This window comes from Kitasatospora sp. NPDC058063 (assembly GCF_042885395.1).
In the GTDB taxonomy this organism is placed as follows: Bacteria; Actinomycetota; Actinomycetes; order Streptomycetales; family Streptomycetaceae; genus Kitasatospora; species Kitasatospora lactacystinica.
The window spans coordinates 329,720-344,934 of sequence record NZ_JBHVSD010000004.1; the positions used below are offsets into that span (position 1 = coordinate 329,720).

Sequence of the window (15,215 nt, forward strand, 5' to 3'; positions counted from 1 at the left end):
ACCTGCCGAAGGGTAGCCACCGTGTCGCGTTCCCTCCGCCGCCTGCTGCCGCTCGCCGTCGCCGTCGCGGCGGTGCCCGTGCTCGCCCTGCCCGCCCTCCCGGCCGGCGCGGTCTCGTACGGCACCCCGACGATCACCTTCTCGGCCGGATACCTGTCCGGCGCGGTCGGCGCCACCGGCGACCCGACCGTGACCGTGACGGTCGCCCAGTCCGGCGCCGCGGCCTCGGCGCTGACCGTCGCCGCCTCGGCCACCACCCGCAGCTCCGTGGCCCGCACCGGCGACGTCACGGTGACCGGCACCGGCGGCACCCGCACCCTGGCGGTCGCCGCCCAGGGCGTGGGCTACGCCGACCTCACCGTCAAGGTCACCGGCCTCGGCGGCAAGAGCGCCACCCGCACCCTGCACTACGCGGCCTCCCCCGCCGTGCAGTCCTCCGCCACCAGCCGCTACCTGACCGGCTCCAGCGACGCCTCGGCCGCCGTGGACGCGGGCGGCGGCTACATCGTGGTCGGCGACGACGAGTCCAACACCCTGCGCCTGTACGACCGCAACAACTCCGGTGCGCCGATCCGCACCTGGGACTTCAGCTCGGCCCTCGGCGTCTCCAAGGAGATCGACATCGAGGCCGCCACCCGGGTCGGGAACACCATCTACTGGACCGGCTCGCTGGGCAACAACAAGGACGGCGTGGTCAAGCCCGACCGGCACACCGTCTTCACCACCACCGTCACCGGCTCCGGCGCCGACACCCAGCTGTCCCTGGCCGGCTCCTACGACGGCCTGCGCGACGACCTGATCGGCTGGGACAACGCCCACGGCAAGCGCTACGGCTTCGCGGCCGGCGCCGCCGACGGCCAGGCGCCCAAGCAGATCGACGGGTTCAACGTCGAGGGCCTGGAGTTCGCCCCCGGCAGCACCAGCACCGCCTACGTCGGCTTCCGCGCGCCGCTCACCCCGGCCGTCACCGGCGGCCGGGCGCTGCTCGTCCCGGTCACCAACCTCCCGTCCCTGCTCAACGGTTCGGCCGCCCACGCGACCTTCGGCGACCCGATCGAGCTGGACCTCGGCGGGCTGTCCGTCCGCGACATCCGGCGCAACGACCTCGGCCAGTACCTGATCGTGGCCGGTTCCTGGGCCGCCGAGGACAACTCCGCCCCGTACGCGCTCTACCGCTGGAACGGTCAGCCCGGCTCCGCCCCGACCAAGCTGATCGACCTGCCGACCAGCGACTACGGCGCCTGGGAGGCCGTCCCGGACGTCCCGGACCTGGACGCCCCCGGCGCCCGCGCCCAGCTGATCACCGACGACGGCTCCGCCGACCTCTACAACGACGCCACCGCCGCCAAGGACCTCACCCACCCCGAGTGGAAGAAGTCCCGCAGCACCTGGTTCACCCTGAACTGACCGTCCCGGACCGGCCGCGCGCCAGGGCCCTTCGGCACATCCGCCGAAGGGCCCGCGGGCATCCTGGAAACGAACACGCTCAGAGTTCGACCAGCACCTTCCCCTTGCTCGCCGACCGGTCCCGGTAGAGGCCGCGGTAGGCCGCCGGGATGCTGTCGAACCCCTGGTGCACGGTCTCCTGGTAGGTCAGTTCCCCGCTGCGGACCAGCGCCCCGAGATCCCGCCGCAGGGCGGCCCAGTTCTCCTCGGTGAACCACTCCAGCGAGAAGATGCCCCGGATCGTGGTGCGCGGGAACATGATCATCGGCAGCAGCCGCGGCCCCGCCCAGTCCCCGCCGACCTGGCTCCCCCACTGCCAGCAGACGGCCACCCGGCTCTCCACCGCGAGCATCCCGAAGACCACGTCGGTCAGCGTCCCGCCGAGGCTGTCGAAGTAGCGGTCGATGCCCCCCGGGGCCAGCTCGGCCAGCTCCTTCTCCAGCCGCTCCGGCGCGTCGCCGTCGCGGTACAGCAGCACCCCGTCGAAGCCCAGCTCCCACAGCCCCGCCGTCTTCTCCGGCGACGCCGTGGTCCCGATCACCCGTGCGCCCCGGTGCTTGGCCAGCTGCCCGACCAGCGAGCCGACCGCCCCGGAGGCGCCGCCGACCAGCACCGTCGACCCGGGGCGCACGTCCAGGAACTTCTCGACCGTCGCCCAGGCCGTCATCCCGGGCCCGCCCAGGATGCCGAGCGCGGTGGACAGCGGCAGGTCCTCGTCGTAGTCGGCCGGGTCCAGCCGACGGAAGGCCGGGAAGACCATCGGGAACGTCCCGGTCTGCCAGAGCCTGGGCGCGCCGTTGCTGACCAGGTGGCTGCGCCAGCCGCCGAAGCCCTGCACCAGGTCGCCCGCCGCGAAGCGCGCGGCGGGCCCGGCGTCCAGCACCTCCATGATCGAGTCCGCGCCCATGTGGTCGCCGATCGGCGTGTCCAGCGCGATGCCCTGGAGGTAGGGGTCGACCGAGACGTACCGGGTGCGCAGCAGCATCTCGTCCGGGGCGAGCCGGACGTCCAGTTCCTCCACGACCTTCCGGTACATCCGCTCGACGTCCGGCACGCCGTCCACGTGCTCCCCGACGACCCACTTCTCGATCCTCACGAGGTGACTCCAAACTGGCGGTCGGTGGGGCCGACCGGTTCGATGAGCACGGTGGGCAGCGGTGCGCTGTCGTCCACCTCCGCGGTGAAGGGCTTGCCGTCGTCCCGGCAGATGAACTGGACGACGTGCCGGCCGGCCGCCGCCGCCCGGATCAGTCCGCCGGTGGTCGCCCAGACCCCGGAGAGGTAGAAGTTCGCCAGGCCGGGCAGCCCCGGGCCGTTGCGCTTTACCTCCTCCTCCAGCGTCTCGCCGCTCTCCACGAAGGGCTGCCAGCCCAGCACCGTCCCGTTGTAGTTGCCGGTGTAGCGGACCTGGGTGAGCGGGGTGGAGACGTCCTTGACGGCCACCGCCTCCCGGAGCCCGGGGTGGTGGCCGTCCAGGAACTCGACGATGGCGTCGCGCACCCGGCGTTTCTGCCGCTGGTACTCCCGTCCCCGGCCGACCGGCAGGGTGTGCAGTTCCTCGCCGCGCCGCACCCGGGGCTCCTGCTCCGGCCCGGTGCTCAGCTCCCGCCAGGGTTCGATGTCGCAGAAGTAGCTGGCGTACACCACGGTGGAGTCGGCGGGCGACAGCTCCGGGTAGTGGCGGCTGCGGAACTGGACATTGATGCTCGGGTGCCGGATGCCGGTGAGCCGTTCGGCGACCTCGTCCTCCAGCAGGTAGGTGGTGCACGGGTCCCCGGCCGGGAAGGGCCGGCGCAGGCCGAGGAAGACGGTGACGTAGCCGGGGAAGACCATGCCCGGCTCGGTGATGGTCTGGGTGTACAGCCGGCGGTAGGTGTCGCTCAGGTAGCGGCCCTTGAGCAGGTCCATCATGGTGGTCCGGCCGTCGCAGGCGGCCACCACGATGTCGGCCCGCACCTCCTGGCCGTCGCTCAGCCGCACCCCCACCGCCCGGTCGCCCTCGATCAGGACCTCGGTCACCTTGGTGTTGTACGTGATCTCGCCGCCCAGCCGCAGGTAGCGCTGCTCGATCGAGTTGGCCAGCCCCAGCGAGCCGCCCTCCGGCACCCCGGCCGACTGGCCGGCGTGGCAGGCGAGCTGGAAGTAGTTGGGCAGCACCGGGAAGTTGGGGTGCTTCTCGTACAGGATGAAGTTGAAGGCCTCGCGCAGCAGCGGGCTCCTGAACTTCGCCGAGTAGTCGCTCATCAGCACCGTGATCGAGCGCCGGATCACGTTGAAGTACGGCAGGAAGGAGGCGAGCATCCGCGTCCGCTCCCACCGGCCCATCAGCCCGACCGGTTTGAGGAAGGGGTAACGGGCCAGCGCCAGACGGAACTTGCGCAGCCCCGCGCAGAACTGCCGGATCTGCCGGGCGTCCTCCGGGGCCAGTTCCAGCAGGTGGGCCTCCAGCCGGTCGGGGTCGGAGTAGAAGTAGACCGCCCCGCCGTCCCGGGTGCGCACCACGTTGAAGACGTCGAAGTTGCGCATCCGCTTGCCCTGCAGCGCGCCGAGTTCGAGCCAGATCTGGTGCATCTCGTTGCCCGGGCCGCTGCCCAGCAGCCAGCTGATGCAGCAGTCGAAGGTGAACTCCCCGCGGTCCCAGCCGGTGCAGCAGCCGCCGGGGATCTCGTGCATCTCCAGGATCCGGGTGCGGTAGCCGTTCATCCGCGCGAAGCAGCCGGTGGACAGGCCACCGAGCCCTCCGCCGATGATGACCATGCTCTGCCGGCCGCCGGTCGTCGTCCCGCTCACTCCGCCGCTCCCACTTCCGCCACTCCCACTTCCGGCGCTCCCACGGTGGCCCGGCCGAGTTGCGGCAGCCGGCCCCACTTGCCCGCGTGCCAGGGTTCCCGGTTGTCGCTCGGCCAGGCCCGGAACGGCCGGCCGAGCTCCTGGCAGAGGTACTGCGCGGCGAACCGTCCGCTGGTGGCGGCCCGGATCAGCCCGCCGAGCGAGGTCCACTGGCCCGCCATGGAGAAGCCGCTCAGCCCGGGCAGCCGCATCCGGTCCCGGTTGACCAGCCGGTTGGCGGCGTCCTCGGCCTCGGAGAAGGCCTGCCAGGCGAGGATGCTGCCGTAGGTGTTGCCGGTGAACCGCTCGGTGGTCACCGGCGACGCCACGTCGACGAGTTCGATCCGCGGGCCGAGCTCGGGGTAGGTCCGCTCCAGGAACTCCCGGACGAACGCGGCGACTTCCTGCTTGCGCGCCCGGTAGGCCCGGCGGTCGCTGCTCCGCAGGTCCTTCCAGGAGCGGTAGTCGCTGAAGTAGGTGCAGTGCAGCACCGACTTGCCGGGCGGGGCGAAGCCGTCCGCGTAGGTGGAGCGCAGCTGCACCACCAGGCTACGCTGGAGCGAGCCGGGCAGCCGCGCACCGTCCTCGGGCGACAGCAGGTAGGTGGTGCTGTGCGGTTCGCCCTCGGGCAGCGGGCCGTCGACGCCGACGAAGGCGGAGACCACGGCCGGGTACAGGTTGCCCGGCTTGTCGAGCAGTTCGCCGTACAGCTTCTCGGTGGCGGGGCTGGAGTACCGGCCCTCCAGCAGCCGGTCGAGCACCGTCGGACCGTCGCAGGCGGCCACCACGTGGTCGGCGAAGTGCCGGGAGCCGTCCTTGAGTTCCACGCCGATCGCGCGCCCGTCCTCGATCAGGATGCGCTCCACCCGGCAGCGGTAGCCGATCACCCCGCCGAGCGAGGTGTAGCGCTCCTCCACCGAGCGGGCCAGCCCGAGCGAACCGCCCTCCGGGAACCCCGCGTTGCCGTTGTGGGCGGCCGCCAGGGTGTACAGGTACGGCAGCAGCGGGAAGCCCTCGGGCTCCTGGAGGAACATGTTGGGGAAGGCCCGCCGCAGCAGCGGGTCCTGGAACCGCTCGGCGAAGCCGCTCATCGGGGTGGTCGCGGTGCGCCAGAACAGCCGGAAGGCGGGCAGGACGGTGCGCAGGGTGCGCAGCCGTTCCGCCGTGGTGCGCAGCGGCGGCGGGGTGAGGCCCCAGGGCAGCTCGATCGCGGCGTAGCGGCGCAGGTCCCGGCAGAAGGCCCGGATCGGCTTGGCGTCGCCGGGCGCGATGGCCAGCAGGTGGGCCTCCAGCCGGTCCGGGTCGCCGTAGAAGGTGACGGCCCGGCCGTGTTCGTCGACCACCCGGTTGAAGGTGTCGAAGCGGGTCACCGACTTGCCGTCCAGGGCGCCGAGTTCGCTCCAGACCTGGTGCGCCCCGGTGCCCTCGGCGGTGCCGATCAGCCAGTCGATGCAGTAGTCGAACAGGTAGCCGTGCCGGGACCACGCGGTGCAGCAGCCGCCGGGCAGCACGTGCTTCTCGAAGATCCGGGTCTCCAGGCCGCTCATCTGCGCGTAGCAGCCGGTGGCGAGGCCGGCCAGGCCGGCCCCGATCACGATCACCCGGGGCGGGCCGCCGGCGGCCCGTTCCCTGGTGGACCAGTCCGGCCCGCGGTCAGCCGAGGACATCGGCGGTGCCCCCGGCCAGGATGGCGCCGGCCAGTTCGGCGTTGCGGGCGGCGAATTCCCCGTCGAGCATCTCGGCGTGGGCGCCGTGCCCGACGTACACCGCGGTGCCCGTGGTGGAGGCGCCGTGCCAGGCGCCCGGTTCGCCGCCCACGTGCACGGAGAGCCGGTCGCTTTCGCAGACCACGTCCAACTGGGCCCTGACGGTGCCGGTGTTGGGCGTCCTGCTGCTGAACTCCAGGTAGTCCCTGGCCTGTTCGATGGTCTCCCGGGCGACGATCCGCGAGCCGGTGTGGCGGTGCAGGTGCTCGTGGAGTTCGCGTTCGAAGACGGCCAGGTGCTCCTCTCCGAGGTCGAAGGCCTCGGTGACCCGGTAGGCGTCCACCAGCAGCACCGAGGCCACCGTGCGTCCGCGCCGCTCCAGCTCCTTGGCCACCTCGAAGGCGAGGTTGCCGCCGAGCGAGTAGCCGAGCAGGACGTACGGCCCGGAGGGGTGCAGCTCCTCGACCAGGTCCGCGTAGCGGGCGGTCTTGTCGTCGCCGGTCAGGTAGTTGAAGGAGGCGATGCGGTGCTCCGGCAGGTGCGCGGCGAGCTGCCGGTAGACCAGCCCGTGGCCGCCGGCCGGCGGGAAGCAGAAGACCGTGCGGTCCTCGGGCGCCGCGGCGTTGAACCAGAGGTAGGGTTCGCCGCCGGCCACCTCGCCGGTGATGATCTGCTCGACGGTGCGGGCCATGCCGTGCAGGGTGGTGACCTTGAACAGCAGGCCGACCGGGATGCTGATGTTGAACTCGCTCTGCAGGTGGTGGATCAGCTCGATGAGCCGGATCGAGCTGCCGCCGAGTTCGAAGAAGTCGTGCTGGAGGCCGACTTCGTCCAGGCCGAGCAGGTTCTGCCAGTGCTCGGCGACCCTCGTCTCGTAGAGCGTGACGGGCGGTTCGTGCTGGGCCCCGGCGGTGTCGGCCTTCGGCTCGGGCAGGGCCGCGAGGTCCACCTTGCCGTTCGGGGTGAGCGGCAGGGCGGGCAGTTCGGTGAGGTAGGAGGGGATCATCACGGTGGGCAGGTGCTCGGCCAGGTGGCGGCGCAGCTCGCGGCGGTCCAGCACGGTGCCCTCGGCGGGCACCACGTAGGCGGCGAGGGAGGCCTCGCCCCGGGCGTCCTGGCGGACCGTCACGCAGGCCTGGGCGAGTTCCGGACGGGCGGTGAGGTGGGCCTCGATCTCGCCGAGCTCGATCCGGTGGCCGCGGACCTTGACCTGGTTGTCGATGCGGCCGAGCAGGTGCAGGGTGCCGGCGGTGTCCCAGTGGCCGAGGTCGCCGGTGCGGTAGAGCCGCGCGGAGGCGCCGTCGAGCTCCAGGGTGACGAAGCGCCGGGCGGTCTGCTCCGGGTCGTTGGGGTAGCCGGCCGCGACGCCCGCGCCGCCGATCCACAGCTCGCCGGGCACGCCCACCGGGACGGGCTCGCCGTACGGGTCCAGGACGTACACCGCGCTGTTCGGGAACGGCCGGCCGATCGGCACCATCCGGCCGGGTTCCAGCTGCTCGGTCGCGCCCTCGTAGTAGGTGCTGTCGACGCTGGCCTCGGTCAGCCCGTAGGAGTTGACCAGCCGGGTCCGCGGGCCGCACAGGGCGCGCACCCGCTGGTGCTCGGCGGCCTTCCAGGAGTCGGAGCCGACGATCAGCAGCCGCAGGAAGTCCAGCGTCAGGCCCTCGCGCTCGCAGTGGGCCAGCAGCCCGCGGGCCACGGCGGGCACGAACTCGCCGCCGTCCACGGCCTCCTCGCGCATCACCCGGTACAGCCGGGCGGTGTCGAAGAGCAGCTCGCGGTCGACCAGGACGAGGGTGCCGCCGGTGCTGAGCGCCCGGGCGAAGTCCCCGGAGAAGACGTCGAAGGCGGTGCCGGCCATCTGGAGGTGCACCCGGACCTCGGTGTCCAGCCGGTACTCGGCGCGCCAGCCGGCGGTGACGGCGGCCAGGTTCCGGTGGTCGACCCGGACTCCCTTCGGCCGGCCGGTGGAGCCCGAGGTGTGGATCAGGTAGGCGGGCCGGTCCGGGTCGGCGGCGGGCAGCGGCACGGCGCCCCCCAGGACCGGCCGGTCCAGCTCCTGCAGGGTGACCGGCTCGGCGGGCAGGTCGGCGGGGAGCGGGCGCCGCTGGTCGACCACCACCAGCGCCGCTCCGGCGTCCGTCACCTGGTGGGCGAGCCGGTCGGCCGGGTGCCCGGGGTCGAGCGGCAGGTAGGCGGCGCCGGCCCGCCAGATCCCCAGCAGGGTGGTGATCAGCTCGGGCGACTTGTCCAGGCAGACCGCGACCACCGAGCCCTCGCCGACGCCGAGTTCGCGCAGTCTCACGGCGGTGCGCTGGGCCTGGCGCTCCAGTTCGCCGTAGGTCAGCCGGCGGACGCCGTCCCGGCCGGGCGCGACCACCGCGACGGCCTCGGGCCGTTCGGCGGCGGCCTTGGCGATCAGCTCGGGCACCGGGGTGTCGTGCTCGATCCGGCGCTCGGCGCCGCTGAATCCGGTGAGGATCTCCCGCCGTTCGGCGTCACCGAGCATCCGCAGCCGTCCGACCGGCTCGTCCTCGGCGGCGCGGGTCATGGCGTCCAGCAGGTTGCGGTAGTGCGCGGCCAGCCGCTGGACGGTGGCGGGCTCGAAGAGGTCCGAGTTGTACTTGAAGACGCAGTGGAAGCAGCCGTCCGCGCGGTCCTCGTAGGCGGACAGCGTGAGGTCGAACTGTCCTTCCTCCTCGGGGAGTTCGATGTACTCCAGGCGGTAGCCGAAGCGCTCCACGGCGACCTTGTGGGTGAGCAGGATGAACATCGCCTGGAACACCGCGGAGCGGCTCGGGTCGTGCTGGAGGCCCAACTGCTCGACCAGCAGCGGGAAGGGGTACTCCTGGTTGTCCAGCCCGCCGAGCACGCTCTCCCGCACCCGGCCCAGCAGCTCGGCCACGGTCGGCTCCCCGGCCAGGCTCACGTGCAGCGGCAGCGGGTTGACGAAGTAGCCGTAGACGGAGGCGAACTCCTCCTGGGTGCGGCCGGTGACGGGGCTGCCGACCACGATGTCCGGCTGCCCGGACCAGCGGTGCAGCAGCAGGTAGTAGGCGCTGAGCAGCACCATGAACGGGGTGGCGCCGTTGGCCCGGGCCAGCTCGTGCACCCGGGCGGTGAGTTCGGCGTCCAGCCGGAAGAACTCGGAGGCACCGTTGTGGGTCTGCACGGCCGGGCGCGGCTTGTCGGTGGGCAGGGCCAGCACCGGCATCTCGGCCGGCAGGTGCCCGCGCCAGTAGTCGAGCATCCGCCGCGCCTCGGGCCCGGCCAGGAAGCGGTTCTGGCGGTTGAGGAAGTCCAGGTAGCGGGCGGGCACCGGGGGCAGTTCCGGGGTGCGGCCCTGGCGCAGCGCCTCGTAGACCTCGAACAGCTCCTCGATGAAGGTGAAGGTGGAGATCGCGTCCGAGACGATGTGGTGGACGGCCTTCATCAGGACCCAGCGGTCCGGCCCGCGCCGGAAGAGCCGGAGCCGCACCAGCGGGTCCTCGGCGAGGTCGTACGGCCGCCGGTACTCGTGGACGATCAGGTCGTGGATCTCCTCCCACGGCCGGCCCTCGACGTCGAACAGTCCGGTGTCGGCCTCGGCCTCCTCCCGGATCCGCTGGACCGGGCGGCCCTCCTCGGCGGTGAAGGCGGCGCGCAGTTCGGGGTGCCGGGCGACGAGGTGGCGGAAGGCCCCGAACATCAGCTCCGGGTCGAGCTCCGCGCGGACCTCGACGGCGCCGCCGATGTTGTACGCGAAGCCGTCCGGGTGCAGCAGGCGCAGGAACCAGAGCGCCTGCTGGTTGTGGGTGAGCGGGAAGCGGGACTCGTCGGCGTACAGCTCGACCTCGGCCTCGGCCGGGCCGCCGTCGGCGGTGAGCCGCTCGGCCAGGCCCTCGGTGAGCAGGTCGACCAGGTCGCCGACGGTGCCATTGCTGAGCAGGGCCACCACCGGCAGGGCGACGCCCTGTTCGCCGTGCACCCGGGCGCGCAGCTCCATCGCGAGCAGCGAGTCCAGGCCGTGCGCGCCGAGCCTGGTCTCCGCGTCGATCCGTTCGGCGCCGATCCGCAGCACGGCCGCGGCGGCGGCGGTGAACCGTTCGACGACCAGCTCCCGGCGGGCCTGCGGGTCGGCCGCGCGGTAGGCGTCCAGGAAGCCCCCGGTCTCGACCGGGGCCTGCTCCGCGGCGCTCGCCGCCAGGTCGGCGACCAGCGGCGGCGGCGCCGGGTACCAGGCGAGGAAGGTCGGCCAGTCGACCACGGTGGCGACCAGCAGCTGGGCGCGGTCCTGGCCGAGGACGCGCTCCAGGACGGCCGTTCCGGCGTCCGGCGGGAGCGAGCTCATGCCCCGGGCGTCGCGATAGTGGGCGACCAGGCCCAGCTCCTCGATCATGCCGGTGGCCCAGGGCCCCCAGTCCAGGCTGAGCCCGGGCAGCCCCTCGGCCCGGCGGTGGTGGGCCAGGGCGTCCAGGAAGGCGTTGCCGGCCGCGTAGTTGGTCTGGCCTGCGGTGGTGAGCAGCGAGGCGACGGAGGCGAACAGCACGAAGTGGTCGAGCGGTTCGTCCCGCAGCAGCCGGTGCAGCAGGTGGCCGCCGATCACCTTGGGGGCGTAGCCGGCGTCGAACGCGGGCCGGTCCATCTGGGCCAGCAGGGTGTCCCTGACCTGTCCGGCCAGGTGGAACACGCCGCGGATCGGCGGGAGTTGGCGCTGCCGGTAGTCGGCGAGCCAGTCGGCGAGGGCGGCCTCGTCGGTGACGTCGATCGGGGCGAGCAGCGGTTCGGCGCCGAGCGCCTGGAGCTCGCGCAGGAAGGCGATCCGCTCCCCGACCGGGGTGTCCGGTTCGGTGTAGGCCCACTCGGAGCGCTCGGGCAGGGCGGTGCGGCCGACCAGGATCAGCCGCCGGGCGCCGCGCCGGACGAGGGTGCGGCAGAGCAGCCGGCCGAGGGCGCCGAAGGCGCCGGTGACCAGGTAGCTGCCGTCGGGGCGCAGGACCGGCGGCAGCGGCCGGGTGAGGCCCTCGGCCTGCCGCAGCCGGCTGGTGAGCCGGCCGCCGGACCGCAGGGCGATCTCCTGCTCGTCCCGGGCAGCGAGTTCGGCGAGCAGCGCCTCGGCCTGGTCGGCGGCGGCGACGGCCGGGTCGAGGTCGATCAGGGTGCCGCGCTGGGCGACCAGCTCCTGCTGCCACAGCACCCGGCCGATGCCCCAGGCGGGGGCGCCGAGCGGTTCGACCCGGTCGCCGGGGGCGGCGGGCTGGGTGCCCCGGGTGACGATGTGCAGCCGGCCGTCCGGGCGGGCGGCGGGCAGGGCCTGGGCGAGGGCGATCAGGGAGTAGGCGCCGAGGGTCGCGAGCGGGCCGAGCCGGTCGGCGGTGGTGGCGGCGAGGGCGGGCTGGTCGAGGTTCCAGAGGTGGACGACGGCGGCGAAGCCTGGGTCGAGGTCGGCGAACAGTCGCCGGACGTCCTCGGCGGAGTCGGGCCGCACGGTCGAGTGTCCGTCGCCGTGCCGGTACTCGGTGCCGGGCCGGACCAGGTGGCAGCGGGCGCCCCGGCCGGCGGCCAGGGCGGCCAGCCGCTCGGCGAGGCCCCCTTCGTCGGCGAACAGCAGCAGGTCGCCGGGGGTCCCGTCGACGGCCGGTGCGGCGGCCTCCACCCAGTCGACCTCGGTGAGCCAGCCGTCGATGGTGGCCAGCCCGACGGAGGCCGGGGCCTGGGCGACGTCGGCGACCCGGAAGCCGGTGACCCGGCCGACCGGGGTGCCGTCCTCGGTGTAGAGCGCGAGGTCGCCGACGAGTTCCTCGCCGCTGTCCCGGGTGACGGTGGCGTGCACCCACAGCGGGCGGTCGCCGATCTCGTCGAGCCGGACCTCGGCGATCGAGACGGGGAGCCGGACGCTGCCGCCCTCGGGCTCCTCCAGCCGGGTGGTGAGCAGGGTCTGGAAGCAGCCGTCCAGCAGTACCGGGTGCAGGTGGTGGTCGGCCGCGTCCGGGCCGAGCTCGGCGGTCGGCCGGATCCGCGCGAGCGCCTCGCCGGGGCCCGCCCACACCTCGGCGATGGCCTGGAAGGCGGGCCCGTAGTCGTAGCCGCGCGCGGCCAGCTGCCGGTAGCAGTCCGGGCCGTCGAGGTGCCGCCCCCGGGCACGGAGGGCGTCCGCGTCCAGCGCGGGGCCGTAGCCGCGGCGCTGGCCGGTGCGGACCCGGCCGCCGGCGTGCACGGCGGGCTCGCCGCCGGCGGGGGTGGAGGCGATGGTGAAGCGGGCGTCCTCCGGCGCGTAGCCGAGCTGGACGGGGACGGGCTCGGTCTCGGAGAGGAACAGCGCCCGGTTCAGCTCGATCTCGGCCAGCGTCACCTCGGTGCCGCCGGTCAGGGTGCGGACGGCCTGGGCGGCCATCTCCAGGTACCCGGCGGCGGGGAAGACGACCTGGCCCTCGATCCGGTGGTCGGTCAGGTAGGGCAGCCGCTCGGGGTCGAGCACCACGGTCCAGCCGGGCTGGGCGCTCGCGGTGCGGCGGCCGAGCAGCGGGTGGTCCAGCTGCCCGAGCCGGACCTGCTCGACCGGCTTGGGCTCCACCCAGTACCGGTCGCGCCGCCACGGGTAGGCCGGCAGCGGTACCGGGCGGCCCGCCGGGTGCAGCGCGTCCCAGCTCAACTCGACGCCGAGGGTGTGCAGTTCGGCGAGGCCGCGGGCGAGGCGCTCGGGCTCGTCCTGCTGCCGGCGGATCGACGGCAGGACGTGCGCCCGCTCCGCGCACTCGCGGATCGCGTGGCCGAGCACCGGGTGCGGGCCGACTTCCAGGAACAGTCCGTGGCCGTCCTCGGCCATCCGCTCGACGGCGGCCCGGAAGCGCACCGGGTTGCGGACGTTCTGCCACCAGTACTCGCCGTCCAGCTCCGGCCCGCGGGCGAGCTCCTCGCGGGCGGTCAGATAGAGCGGCAGCCGCGCCTCCTGGGGCTTGATGACGGCGAGCGCGGCCACCAGCTCGTCCCGGATCGGGTCCATCCGCACGCTGTGGTAAGGGACTTCGACGTCCAGCAGGCGGGCGAAGACGCCCTGCTGCCGCAGCTCCTCGGCCAGCTCGGCCAGCGCCTCGGTGTCCCCGGCCAGGGTCACCGCGGAGGGGCTGTTGATCGCGCCGAGCGAGATCCGGGAGCGGTACGGGCGGATGCGGCGCTCGGCCTCGGCCTCCGGCAGACCGACCGCGAGCATGCTGCCGCTGCCCGCCAGGCGCTGCTGGAGGCGGCTGCGGGCGAGCACCACCCGCACGGCGTCGGCCAGGTCGTACACCCCGGCCTCGTGGAAGGCGGCGACCTCGCCGGTGCTGTGGCCGACCACCGCGTCGGGGCGCAGGCCGTGGCTCCGCCAGAGCGCCGAAAGGCCCACCTGGACGGCGAAGTTGGCGGGCTGGGCGAGCCAGGTCTCGGCCATCCTGGAGTCCGCCTCGTCCCGGCCCAGCTCGGTCAGCAGCGACCAGCCGGCCTGCGCGCGGATCTCCTGGTCGACGGCCTGCACGGCCTCCCGGTAGACCGGCTCGTGCTCGTACAGCCCCCGGCCCATGCCCCACCACTGCGGGCCCATGCCGGTGAACACCCAGGCCAGCCGGCGCTGCCGGCGTTCCCGGGCGCGGCCCTGGACCACGCGCGGGTGCTCCTCGCCGCGCGCGTACGCGGCCAGCGCCTCGTCCAGGTCCTCCCGGGTGGAGTAGACCACCCCGAGCCGCTCGGGCAGGTGCTGGCGGCGGTGGGCCAGGGTGTGGCCGAGGTCGGCCAGGGAGGTCCCGCCGGCGAGCTCCTGCCGTACGGCGTCGGCCAGTTCGGGAAGTGCGGCGGTGTCCTTGGTGCTCAGCGGCAGCACCGAGCGGGCCGGCCCGGCCACCGCTGCGGCGGGATCGGGCCGCGGCGGCTCCTCCAGCAGCACGTGGGCGTTGGTGCCGCCGAAGCCGAAGGAGTTGACGCCCGCGCGGGCCGGCCCCCGGTGCTCGGGCCAGTCCACCGGGACGGTCGGGATCTCGAACGGCAGCGCGTCCAGGTCGATGCCGGGGTTGGGCCGCTCCAGGTTGAGGTGCGGCGGGATGCGGCGGTGCTTGATCGCGAGCGCGGTCTTGATCAGCCCGGCGACGCCGGCCGCCGCCTCGGTGTGTCCGATGTTGGTCTTGACCGAGCCGACGTAGCAGCGGTCCCCGGGCCGGCGGCCGATGCCGAGCACCCGGCCGAGGGCGGCGGCCTCGATCGGGTCGCCGACCGGGGTGGAGGTGCCGTGCGCCTCGACGTACTGGAGGCTGCCGGGCACCACCCCGGCCTCGGCGCAGACCCGCTCGATCAGGGTCACCTGGGCGTCCGCGCTGGGGACGGTGATGCCGTTGGTGCGCCCGTCCTGGTTGACGCCGGTGCCGAGGATGACGGCGTGCACCGGATCCCCGTCGCGCAGCGCGTCGGAGAGCCGCTTGAGCACGACCACGCCGACGCCCTCGGCCCGGACGTAGCCGTCGGCGGAGGCGTCGAAGGCGCGCGACCGGCCGTCCGCGGAGAGGAAGCCGCCCTTGGTCTCGGCGATCGTGTACTGCGGCGCCATGTGCAGCAACGCCCCGCCGGCCAGGGCGAGTTCGGTTTCGCCGCGGAGCAGGCTCTGGCAGGCGAGGTGGACCGCGACCAGCGAGGAGCTGCACGCGGTGTCGATCGAGACGCTGGGCCCGCGGAAGTCGAAGCAGTGCGAGATCCGGTTGGACACCATCGTCATCATGGTGCCGGTGGCGGTGTGCGCCGCGATGGTGCCGAAGTCGAGGTCGGCGAACTGGAGGATCTTCCAGTCGAGGGTGAAGGCGCCCATGTAGACGCCGACCTCGCGGCCGGCCAGTTCGCCGGGGCGCAGGCCGCCGTCCTCCAGGGCCTCCCAGCTGACCTCCAGGAGCTTGCGCTGCTGCGGGTCCATGTGTTCGGCCTCGCGCGGGCTGATCCCGAAGAAGTCCGGGTCGAAGGTGTCGAAGCCGTCGATGTAGCCGCCCCGGCCGCCGATCAGCCGCCCCGGCTTGGCCCGGTCCCTGCTGCCCAGGGTGCCGGTGTCGTAGCGGTCGGCGGGCGTCTCTGCGAGACAGTCCCGGCCCTCGATCAGGTTGCTCCAGTAGGACCGGTGGTCGTTGGCGTGTCCTGGCAGGCGGCAGCCGATACCGGTGATCGCGATGCGTTCGCGGGGCACGGCGAAGGGCGAGGAGGTCATGGTCCAATCCGGGGGTGATGGCGTGGCGCCGGGGACACGGG

5 protein-coding genes are annotated in these 15,215 nt (G+C 73.6%); 1 reads left to right on the forward strand and 4 read right to left on the reverse strand.

Annotation, left to right across the window (positions count from 1 at the left end):
* Window positions 1-21: 21 nt before the first annotated feature.
* On the forward strand, window positions 22-1,407 hold the full coding sequence (locus ACFVUY_RS09400; RefSeq protein WP_387686591.1) for a hypothetical protein: 1,386 nt from the start codon (window positions 22-24) through the stop codon (window positions 1,405-1,407).
* 79 nt (window positions 1,408-1,486) lie between these two features.
* Here ACFVUY_RS09400 and ACFVUY_RS09405 read toward each other — a convergent pair whose 3' ends face one another.
* From ACFVUY_RS09405 to ACFVUY_RS09420, 4 genes are read right to left on the reverse strand one after another with little or no spacing between them, the layout of a single operon-like run.
* Window positions 1,487-2,542, reverse strand: coding sequence for a zinc-binding dehydrogenase (locus ACFVUY_RS09405; protein WP_387686593.1), 1,056 nt, complete (start codon window positions 2,540-2,542; stop codon window positions 1,487-1,489).
* Window positions 2,539-4,203, reverse strand: a complete 1,665-nt coding sequence (locus tag ACFVUY_RS09410; RefSeq protein WP_387728759.1) for a phytoene desaturase family protein — start codon at window positions 4,201-4,203, stop codon at window positions 2,539-2,541. Before ACFVUY_RS09410 ends, ACFVUY_RS09405 begins: the two co-directional genes overlap by 4 nt.
* Window positions 4,204-4,232: 29 nt before the next feature.
* The gene (locus ACFVUY_RS09415) at window positions 4,233-5,942 is read right to left on the reverse strand and encodes a phytoene desaturase family protein (RefSeq protein ID WP_387728549.1); all 1,710 of its coding nucleotides are present in this window, start codon (window positions 5,940-5,942) and stop codon (window positions 4,233-4,235) included.
* Window positions 5,929-15,174 carry an amino acid adenylation domain-containing protein gene (locus ACFVUY_RS09420; RefSeq protein WP_387728552.1) on the reverse strand — a complete coding sequence of 3,082 codons (9,246 nt, stop codon included), beginning with the start codon at window positions 15,172-15,174 and terminating at the stop codon, window positions 5,929-5,931. Before ACFVUY_RS09420 ends, ACFVUY_RS09415 begins: the two co-directional genes overlap by 14 nt.
* Between the last annotated feature and the right edge of the window lie 41 nt (window positions 15,175-15,215).

Coding starts and splice junctions, on each gene's coding strand:
- ACFVUY_RS09410 (WP_387728759.1), bottom strand. CDS start 4,203: ATGGTCATCATCGGCGGAGGGCTCGGTGGCCTGTCCACCGGCTGCTTC.
- ACFVUY_RS09415 (WP_387728549.1), bottom strand. CDS start 5,942: ATGTCCTCGGCTGACCGCGGGCCGGACTGGTCCACCAGGGAACGGGCC.
- ACFVUY_RS09420 (WP_387728552.1), bottom strand. CDS start 15,174: ATGACCTCCTCGCCCTTCGCCGTGCCCCGCGAACGCATCGCGATCACC.